The organism is Rhodococcus sp. NPDC058521, from assembly GCF_042719695.1.
In the GTDB taxonomy this organism is placed as follows: Bacteria; Actinomycetota; Actinomycetes; order Mycobacteriales; family Mycobacteriaceae; genus Rhodococcus_F.
The window spans coordinates 1-9973 of record NZ_JBHXNL010000022.1 but is presented as its reverse complement, the minus strand read 5'-3'; the positions used below and the strand labels follow the sequence as shown (position 1 = coordinate 9973).

Sequence of the window (9973 nt, the reverse complement as noted above, 5' to 3'; positions counted from 1 at the left end):
CGCCACCGACCCGATCACAGCCGATGCCACGCCCATCCTCACCGCCCTGGATCTATCTCCCCGCTGACCGGGGTACTAAATCTGTGCAAGTCAGGAGCGCAAGTGTGACCGCGAGATCCAACACGATCTTGCCGGGATCGTGGCTGGCCAGCGGCTTACGCCACGGCGCCAAAGCTGTCGACAGTGCGGTGGCCAGCCCCGTCTTCTCGGCAGTGCGCAGCAACAACGCGGTGCCGGCATGCGACACGACACCGGTGCCGGTCGCCGATGCGGACAGCGTCGGGTACGACGACGTAGACTTGCTCACCTGAATGGCGCTCCTAGATCCTGGATTGATTCAACCTTCGCAAGTCGAATTATCCCAGTTCAGGGCACCATTCTTCGTTTATGACACGAAGTTTCTCTCAATCAGCGTGAAAGCGCGAGGCTAGTCCGATTGGCGATTACGGTCGCCAGCGAGCGAACCGGGCAGGTGTGGTGCCAACCATTCGTTTGAAATGGCGGTTGAGGTGGGCCTGGTCGTGGAACCCGGCAGCGGCCGCGGCCTGTGACGGTCGGTGACCGGCAAGGAGGAGTCGGCGAGCCAACTCGATCCTTCGACCGATCAGATATTGGTGGGGCGCTATTCCAAACTCGCGTGAAAACGACCGCACGAGGTGGGTAGAATCTGCATGCAGCAGCTCGCTGGCTTCGCCGAGCGTGACCCCTAGCTGGGTGCGAGAGTCAATGAGATCACGCAACATCCGCGCCAGTGACGGGTCACAGTACGACGGCGGTGTGCCAACTTCTCGGAGCAAATGGCCTTGTAGCCGCTCCCTCACAATTTCAAGTCTGCACTGTGCCTCAAACTCGTCACCAGGACGAATCAATGAACTATGCAAGCGATGTACACGATCACGCAACACCGGGTCCTGCAGGCTCGGCATGTCCACTGCCGCGCCTACGCCACTCAGCAGCTCCGGTTCGAGGTACAAGACTCGCTTCCGAAATCCATCGACACCGACGCTTCTCCCATCGTGCGGTACATGAGGCGGCAACAACGTAACCAAGCTGTCCATCGATCCATGTTCATGGCCATCCAAGTCGTAACGAATGACTCCAGAATCCACGATTAGCAGGGTCCAGCACTCGTGGGTGTGCTTAGGATAAGTATGGTCCACAAGATGTGCATGGAAGACCTCTTCGATCCCGCATATCGAAGGGTTCCATCCGACGATCTCTCCGCTACCCACCATATCAAGAATGTACAAGACATCGGTCAGCCAAGCAGGAACCGTCTAGTGGGTGGAACCTGATACAGCACCCGTCCGATTCGATACGAAGATCGCCGTTCTGCTGCGTGACGACTTGGAGAGCTGGCAGCGATTGAACGTCTCTGCCTTCTTGGTCAGCGGAATCGCTGCCGCCAATCCCGACATAATCGGCGAACCGTACGCCGACGCAGACGGTACGGCGTACCTTCCCATGTTCCGACAACCGGTACTCGTGTTCGCAGGAAACAAGAACAATCTCCTCAACATGCACTCTCGGGCACTCAGCCGAGGCATCACAGTGTCCGTCTTCACATCGGATCTCTTTTCGACCAACAATGATCGGGACAACAGGGCTGCCGTCAAGTCAGTGACAGGAGACCAACTCGACATCGTTGGAATCGGAATTCACGCACCCAAGAACGTCGTGGACAAGGTACTCAAGGGCGCACGTATGCACCCGTGAGCCCGTCACTGCCCAGTACAGCCACAGCACAGCAAGGAGCCCGACCCTATGCAACGCTCCAGCTACGCCTCACCACACGAACCGAACTCGCAGATGGCGTACCTGTACCTGCTCACGACCATGGCGTTCTTTGGCAGCGCATTCGCTAGCTCCAAAATGGTGGTTGGAGAGTTGCCACATCAAGTTGCGGCAGTCCTCCGATTCGGCGGTGGCGCTCTGATCCTCATTCTCGCCATGCTAATGATCAGAACACGGCGACCAAAGATCACCCGCGCGAACGTATTCCGAGCCGGGCTTCTCGGACTATTAGGGGTATTTGGTTACAACTTCTTCTTCTTTTGGGGGCTATCGCTAGCTCCGTCACTCGATGGCGCCATCATCGTCCCTGTAATGAGTCCAGTCCTTACAACTATTTTTTTGGTAGCAACCAAGAAGGAAACCGCATCGCCCGTTCGGATAGCCGGACTAATCATTGCGGTGATTGGCGCGACATTATTCTTCGTTAGTGTGGGGGGTGCAGAAACCACGTTGACAGGATCCAGACTTGCCGGCGATCTAGTCTTCCTACTCGGGGCCGTCAGCTGGGCGGCCTACACGATAATTTCCAAGAAGGTTCTGACGGGGGTCGAACCGTTCCAAGCGACCACGATTGGAACCGCCGTGGGCGCCCTGGCCTTGCTGCTGATATCAATACCGTCCATACCCGACGTCAACTGGACTTCGGTTTCAGGGCTTGGATGGGCAAATGTTATTTACCTGGCGATAGGGCCGACCGCACTCGCATATCTATTCTATTACCGAGGACTGAAGACGGTCGCGCCTTCTACTGCAACTATCATGATGTTCGCCGTACCCATATTCGGAACTCTGTGCGCGACACTATTCCTAGGCGAATCATTCACAAAGGGGCAACTTTTGGGGGCCCTAATAACGATCGCGGGAGCGCTTCTAGCCGTTACCCAGGGAAATCTCGGTAAACGCCACGAACAACCGCACGCGGAGCTCAAACCTGATGATGCATCATTGAACCAAAGGTACCCAATTCAAAAGTAACGTTCAATCGACGTTCACCGAAGACGCCCGCTTCATCGGTATTCTCTAACTCATTGCAGCACAGGCGTGCAGCGGCGCAGAACAGGGAAATCAAGACTCTTTTTTGGGGGGTTGCATGGGAAACATCCATTTTCGGATACTCGGACCATTGGTCACTGCCGAGGCAGAGGGTCGTGAAATCCAATTCCGAGGACATCGTCAACAGACGGTCATGGCGATGCTTCTATTATCTCACGGTGAGGTAGTTTCATTGCAGAAGTTGGTAACTTCGGTCTGGTGCGAAGGCGAACCTCCGTCCACGGCAGAGAAACAGATCCGGAACACGGTTTCCGAATTGAGACAATTGAGCCCCGATCTTGAGAAATCAATCGAGACGGTTATTCCGGGATATCGAATAAGTGGTGCCCCAGAATCGATTGACAGCGATACCTTCACGAAACACCTGCACCGTGCATACAAATGTATAAGTGCAGCGGGCTATGACGAGGCGCGACAACAGCTAGCCAAGGCCCTATCGCTGTGCTCGGGCAGCATCTTGTCAGGCGTCGATAGTACATCCGTTCAGACTCGTACCCTGCCACTGAACGAAAACCGACTGCTCGCCGCCGAGGAATGGGCTGACCTAGAACTGGCCGATGAAGGGGGCTCCGGGACGCTACTCGGCATTCTTGCAGACCTAGTCGAAGACAACCCGTACCGCGAGCGCATGGTCAGGCAGCTCATGCTCATACTGTGCCAATCGGGGTCACCGAACCGTGCTTTAGAAATATATAGACGCACGTGCAGTGTGTTGCTCGATGAACTTGGAGTAGAACCCAGCCGGTCACTACAGGACATGTATTATGATGCGCGGGCACAGGCGGCCACTATGTCAGATGCTAACCGAGGCCGGACCACCCCTGCCAAGCGTAACGCAATCCTTCCGAAGGATATACCATATTTCATTGGCCGGTCCAAGGAACTAAACAAAATCTTGCGAATTGTGGAGGACGATGACCGATGCCAGCCCACGATCATCGCAATTGATGGGATGGCTGGAGTTGGAAAGACGACTCTCGCAGTTCACGTTGCGCATGTCCTGTCCGAGAACTACTCACGTAGCCCGCAATACGTAAACTTGGGTACCCACGCTCACACCGGCTCGCCAACGGATTTTCACACTTCCGAAAATCCGAAACCATGGCCGTCACCGACATCAAGTTATTCCCAGTTACGCACGGAAACCGAAACTCTGCCGCGCACTCCGAAGTGCTAGTCATTGACGACGCGGCAGACTCCTTGCAGATCGAACATTTAGCAAACCGATTCAACTATGATATTGTACTCGTTACCAGTCGCCACAGATTATGCGGGATACGTTTCGCGCGCTCTATAACTCTTGACGTCCTCGACACCAGTGATTCATGTGAACTTTTCGGGCGGACAGTCGGAGACGAACGTCCCGCTGCAGATCCTGATGCGGTGATATCAATCGTCAGAAAGTGCGGCAATTTGCCGCTGGCAATAAACAATATTGCTGCACGCGTCCGACATCGACCTATGTGGAGTTTATCCGGATTCGTGAAACATATTGCAGAAGATGGTCGGCGCATAACCGAGCTATGTATAGATGAACGCAGCGTCTCCTTGGCCTTCGAATCATCTTACAATCGCCTGTCTTTCGAACAGAAGCAACTTTTCAAGCTCCTCGGACGCCTCGGAACCGTCGAGTTCGATCCTCACATGGTTGGCAAAGCTTCATCCTTGACTCCGGCAGCGGCTGAGCACTTACTCGAAACGCTCGTTGACGCGAATATGCTGCAGCAATCGACCCCTGGGACGTACGAGATGCATAGATTGGCGATCTTGTATTCAGAAACGATTTCCGGAACGCCGGACCAGAAGAGCGCTGAGGGCCACCGAGATGGATGTCGAATCCTACCCCAAGCGGTCTGATCGACCGAACTGGCCGTCCTTCATCGGGACGTTGATAGCGGAAGAAGGGAATATGCCTCCCCCAGTGCCGGTTTTACCAAGTCACCATGTATTGCTATTTATATCCCAAGTAGGAATTCTCCTTCTCCTGGCACTAGTGTTGGGCCGCATTGCGATGCGGCTGAAACTCCCATCACTAGTGGGAGAACTGTGTGCCGGTGTATTACTAGGGCCGTCAGTGCTACAGCAGATATGGCCCGCCTCCGACGAACTCTTTCCCCGAGATGCCGCGCAATTCCACCTCCTCGATGCTCTCGGTCAGTTCGGAGTGCTGCTATTAGTTGGTGTTGCGGGCGCACATGTCGATCTGGCCCTATTCCGGGCCAGAGCCAAAACGGCTCTCGCAGTCAGCAGCTTCGGACTGCTTGTCCCGCTGGTCTTCGGTATTGCTGTCGGACTCACAATTCCCGCGTACTTCGTCGGGCCGGACTCGAACCGCCACGTATTCGCACTCTTCCTCGGAGTGGCTCTGTGTGTCAGTGCGATCCCAGTCATCGCCAAAACACTGATCGATATGAACCTGATCCATCGAACCATCGGCCAGTTAGCCCTCACAGCGGCCATGCTTGACGACGCGGTCGGGTGGTTCCTACTCGCGGTGGTGGCTGCAACAGCAACTAGTGGATTCGATCTCCAAACCATTCTGATGTCCTTCGGCGCATTGACGGTGATGCTGGTTTTTGCCATTGCAATTGGCCGTCCGCTCGTGAGGCGTGCGTTCCGCGCTGCGGAACGCACGGGAGAACCACTTGTCACGCTTGGTCTTACCACGAGCCTCATTTTGTTGTCGGCCGCGGCCACGCACAGTCTCGGCCTTGAGTCGCTATTGGGCGCCTTCGTCTGCGGCGTCCTCATCAATGAGTATGGAAGGCCCAAACCCAGCACCATTGCACCACTACGAAATGTCGTTCTGGGCGTTCTAGCTCCAATTTTCTTCGCAACCGCCGGGCTGCGCATGGATCTTACTGCTTTGGCGAAGCTGGAGGTAGTTGCAGTCGGGCTCCTCATTCTCGCGGTTGCCATTGCTGGAAAGTTCATCGGGGCATTCATCGGCGCTCGGATAAGCAAGCTCGGAAACTGGGAGGCGTTCGCCCTTGGCTCCTCAATGAACGCACGGGGTGTCGTTGAGATCGTAATCGCCATGACAGGACTCGCCCTGGGGGTACTGACGACCGAGGTGTTCACCATCATTGTTCTGGTTGCGATCGCCACTTCTGTCTTGGCGCCACCCCTCCTTCGACTGGCGATGGACCGGATTCCCATGGCGGCTGACGAGCGGGTCCGAGAAGAACGCCGGATAGAAGTGAGTCCGGAGCCGGCGATCACGGGCAGCTCAACTTGATATGCCCCCGAGATCCGATTAGGAAATTTCTAGACGTCCGGCCGCGAACAGATGTGGAGCGGGATGCCGTGTTCTTCCAGATCCCGATGTCCGACAGCTGTTGTGACCGAATCGTGTATGGCTTAGAGAGGTTCGGAGAATGGTGAACAAGATACAACCGAAACGCGTCTTCGTCATAGGCGACGAGTCAAGCGGTAAGGATCTAATTGCAGAACTCAACCTGCGCGGCGCGACGCTCGATGTGTACCGGCCCACTTGTCCGTTCCTGATTGAAGATCCGGGTCAGCTACCGAAGGTGCCGCATGACCTCGCAGAGAGATGCGCAGAGTTCCAACCTGACTTCATCGTTCCGAGCGCCGAACACTGGGTTACACTTGCCGATGTGGCTGCTGCGCAGTTTACTGAGCACGCCAATAATATTCAGCTGGCCTACGCACGCCGAAACAAAGCTGCAATGATAAAGGAATTGCACCGGCGGGGCATTCGGCACCCCTTTACTGTAGAAGTGTGCAGCACAGGGCAGCTCGGGACCGGGCTTGCCCGTATGTCGTACCCAGTCGTAGTGAAACCATCGTCGAGCGGTGGTTCTGATATGTGCTCCATCTGCACCGACTCGGTCACGGCCGAGAAGGCGGTGGCCCAGGTTCTAGGAGCGACCAACCTTCTCGGCGAACCGAACCTTGCTGCCACCGTGCAAGAATACGTTGAAGGGCCGCAATTGTTTGTGAACACTGTTTCGATAGACGGTCGTCATACCGTTACTGAGGTCTTCAAGTATGCCATCGACGAGGTGGGAGGCGTCCCCACCATCCATGCGGCATACACGCTTCGAGAAACGGATCCAGATGCTCTCGCAGCGGTTGAATATGTATTGCCTTGCCTTGACGCACTCGGGTTTCGCTTCGGGGCGAGTCACACTGAGGTGCGTATCACCAGCAATGGTCCGCAGTTCATCGAGTTCAACGGGCGCATGATGGGGCCCTGTATCCCCTCCAACATATACCGGTCCGTCCGGGGCCACAGCCAGGCGACCGAACTTGCCCGCATGCTCAACACCGGCACCACCAGCCGTGATGGAGGCGGGATTGGCTGGGGTGGAGATGTAATTGGATGGTATATGTTGTCGGCGGTCCAGCCTGGGCGTCTGATTGAATTTGACTATTCTGCAGCTCTTGACCTTCCCGAAGTCCTGTCGGTGGAGAGGGCGCCTACACGCGGAACTGTCGTCGAATTGGATAATCGGGTCACGACCGGGGCCATGGGTATGGTGTTCTTTACCGCGCGGGGGCAAGAGCATGCAGACACGGTTGTGTCGACGATCCAGGACCTCGAACAAACACGCAGGCTCTTCACGATGGCGGCGCACTGATGGCGGCAGGAGGCTCTGGGGCTTACCCCTTGATCGTGCTGGTCGCGGTATTGCTCCAGGGCTCCGGGAGCTCAGTAATCGGCAATATGGTTAGTTCTCAGCTTTCGACGTTCACGGTCTTCACTGCTTTTGTCGCTGCCGCGATCTTCGGGCTAGTGACTCGGGTGCGGCACGGATCTGGACCAGTTCGTGCACCCCTCCAGTTGATACTCCTAATCAATGGGTACTCGGCTGGCTCTTTCATGCTGTTCTATGTGTCAACCACTCTCACCATTCCGACCACGGTGAGTATCGTAGAGACGTCGATTGCGCCCATCATTCTAGGCTGCGGTGCGATCTTCGCTAAGCGCGCAAACACCCTGTCGAAGTCCGCTACGGTGCTGAGTTCATTCGGAGTCACATGGATCCTATGGATTCTCGTGAGAGAAGGGGGTGTCGACGCTCAAACAGGCTGGGGTATAGCAACCGCCACTTGCGCCGGCTTGTGCGCGCTCGGAGTGCTCACCACCAGTAGAAGGCTCGGCACACTCGGCTGTGCGCCGTCGTACATCAACTCGATCAGATTCCATGGTTGTTGGGTCGCGAGTGCACTCGTCTTCAGCAGCGTGTCCTCGGCTCAAGCGCTTGATTGGGGGGATCTGGCGGTCGCAGGAGCACTGTCGGTCCCGTGTATCGCTTTGCCAATCGTATTGTTGCAGTACGGGATTACTAAGGCGGAGGTATCGGTCTCTGCCACTATTGTGTCGCTACTGCCGGCCATCGTATTCGTTGTCGACGCCATTGCCTTTCGCCGGGTCGAATTCGTGGCGCTCGGTCCCGTTACATGCATCTTGGTCGCTGCTTACCTTGGCACTCGCTCCACGCGAGAAGCAGGACGAAAGGACTGTCGCACTCGCAAGTCCGCACCGAAGAGCACCCAAGGGGTGGATGCGTGAGGATCGCCGTCATAGGGTCAGGAATGGCCGCCACGACAGCTGTCGCCACTTTGGCGGCAGACGGCGAAACACGTTTGGAAGTCTATGTTTTCGACGAGTATGGGCTAGGATCGAGCATCGCTTTTCCAAGTGGGTCGAACCCGGGGGTGTGCAACACATCCGATGCGGCAAACGCCACCTGCCTCGGGCTGCTGGCCGATACTTCATATCGCGATGGCGCCGAAGTCTTCCGGGAGCGGCGCGACATCGGTGAGTTTCTCGCTGGCTCAGCCGCAAGACTGCGGTCCCATCCGGATATTCAGCTGCACGAACACCTCGGCCTTGCGGCGCGAATCAGCCAAGCAAGCAGCGGCACCGCAGTGACGACGGTGGACGGCGTCACCTATGACGGGTTTGCGCGCGTGATCCTTGCTCGAGGCCTCTCAACACCCCACGTCCCTCAATCATTCTCGCACGTTCTGCAACACACACAGGTATGGAAGAGCCCCTACCCTCTGAGCCAGTGCCTATCAGAACTGCGCGATAGACGTGTATTGCTAGTTGGCTCGAACTTGAGCGCTATCGAGTCTGCGATTGAGCTCGCGAATGTCGGTGCAGCAGTCAGTCTTGCGTCCAGGCACGGATCTCCCCTGCCAAGCGTCCGCAAAACGCTACCTAACGATCTCGAATTGTATTCGGACTGTATTCGCGCTCTGGAACATGCTCAGCCGGCGACCCCCGCGGCGATGTCGCAGTTCGTGCGTTCGTTCACCGCGGATGTAGCCAGTCCCTTCGATATCGGCAGTGGCACCTACCGAACGGGTGTCGACGCCTACCGTGCGGAACTGGAATATGCTGAATCCTCAAAGCATCATTGGGCCAGGGCAATCGTTCCGATATGTCGTGCGATCAATACCCAGCCGGACCTTGCCGCGATCGGACGGGCAGCGGTGGAAAGTCGATCCCTGCGGCGCTACACCAACGCGATCACATCCGTGACCGCTCAGCGACTCATCGGCCATCTGGCAGCAGGCCGTATACGCCACGAAAACTTGCGGGCCATCAACGTTAGGTCTTCACGCTCAGGAACCTTCGACATGCATTGCGCTGGGGGGACGAGGAGATTCGACGCTGTCGTTCTTGCCTGTGGTTGGGAATCCCCACGAGCGCTATCTGGACTGGAACTGTTTCGACCGGTGGCCCGTGCCGAGGACGGTTGGGGGCTGGGTCCCGAGGTCATAATGCTTGGGGCGGAAGCGCGATCTAGAATTGCTGTGCCGAATGCGTTGTTCGCGCTGGCTGACCAGATCGATTCGATTCGGCCAATTTTTCAAGCAGCCTCTCAGGCATCAGGGCCAATACCACCAAGACCCGCCTTGTCTGGGGCGCGCAGAGCCGCCGGACGGATCACGGCCCCATGAGGCGAGATCGGTTATGTAGCGGGCACGCCCAAATCACCATCATTCGACCCGACGTGCACAGATTTAGTGCGTCAGCGCTGACTACGACCTGAACCGTCCTGGATGTGATGGAGACCTGGTTCAGGCCACCTCGCAGTCGGAGGTGGCGTTCGAGCACTGCTGACGGTACTCGTTCTCGTAATCG

General features: G+C 56.6%; 8 protein-coding genes and 1 pseudogene. 7 read left to right on the top strand and 2 right to left on the bottom strand.

Translation table 11 applies throughout. The annotated features are described in order from the left end of the window. Positions 1-94: 94 nt before the first annotated feature. Both ACFWO3_RS21575 and ACFWO3_RS21570 read right to left on the bottom strand, forming a co-directional pair. Positions 95-307 (bottom strand): annotated as a pseudogene (locus ACFWO3_RS21575) (IS1380 family transposase); the annotation flags it as partial. 136 nt (positions 308-443) lie between these two features. Beyond that, entirely contained in the window at positions 444-1235 is a 792-nt protein-coding gene (locus ACFWO3_RS21570) for a helix-turn-helix domain-containing protein (protein WP_378581647.1), read from the bottom strand. A gap of 49 nt (positions 1236-1284) precedes the next feature. Here ACFWO3_RS21570 and ACFWO3_RS21565 point away from each other — a divergent pair, with 49 nt between their 5' ends. The 7 genes from ACFWO3_RS21565 to ACFWO3_RS21535 all read left to right on the top strand — a co-directional run bounded on the left by ACFWO3_RS21565 (position 1285) and on the right by ACFWO3_RS21535 (position 9789). After that, on the top strand, positions 1285-1716 hold the full coding sequence (locus ACFWO3_RS21565) for a DUF2000 family protein (RefSeq protein ID WP_378581646.1): 432 nt from the start codon (positions 1285-1287) through the stop codon (positions 1714-1716). A 48-nt stretch (positions 1717-1764) separates the two neighbouring features. Beyond that, entirely contained in the window at positions 1765-2769 is a 1005-nt protein-coding gene (locus tag ACFWO3_RS21560) for a DMT family transporter (protein ID WP_378581644.1), read from the top strand. Positions 2770-2884: 115 nt separating this feature from the next. Beyond that, positions 2885-4024: a BTAD domain-containing putative transcriptional regulator gene (locus ACFWO3_RS21555; protein ID WP_378581642.1), complete on the top strand. Its 1140-nt coding sequence runs from the start codon at positions 2885-2887 to the stop codon at positions 4022-4024. Further along, positions 3949-4704 (top strand): NB-ARC domain-containing protein, encoded by a 756-nt coding sequence (locus ACFWO3_RS21550; RefSeq protein WP_378581640.1) that lies wholly within the window; start codon positions 3949-3951, stop codon positions 4702-4704. Before ACFWO3_RS21555 ends, ACFWO3_RS21550 begins: the two co-directional genes overlap by 76 nt. Before the next feature lie 136 nt (positions 4705-4840). Then, positions 4841-6085 carry a cation:proton antiporter gene (locus ACFWO3_RS21545; RefSeq protein WP_378581638.1) on the top strand — a complete coding sequence of 415 codons (1245 nt, stop codon included), beginning with the start codon at positions 4841-4843 and terminating at the stop codon, positions 6083-6085. Positions 6086-6224: 139 nt separating this feature from the next. Beyond that, positions 6225-7454: an ATP-grasp domain-containing protein gene (locus ACFWO3_RS21540; protein WP_378581637.1), complete on the top strand. Its 1230-nt coding sequence runs from the start codon at positions 6225-6227 to the stop codon at positions 7452-7454. 823 nt (positions 7455-8277) lie between these two features. Then, complete coding sequence (locus ACFWO3_RS21535) at positions 8278-9789, top strand: FAD/NAD(P)-binding protein (protein WP_378581635.1); 1512 nt, start codon at positions 8278-8280, stop codon at positions 9787-9789. Positions 9790-9973: the final 184 nt, after the last annotated feature.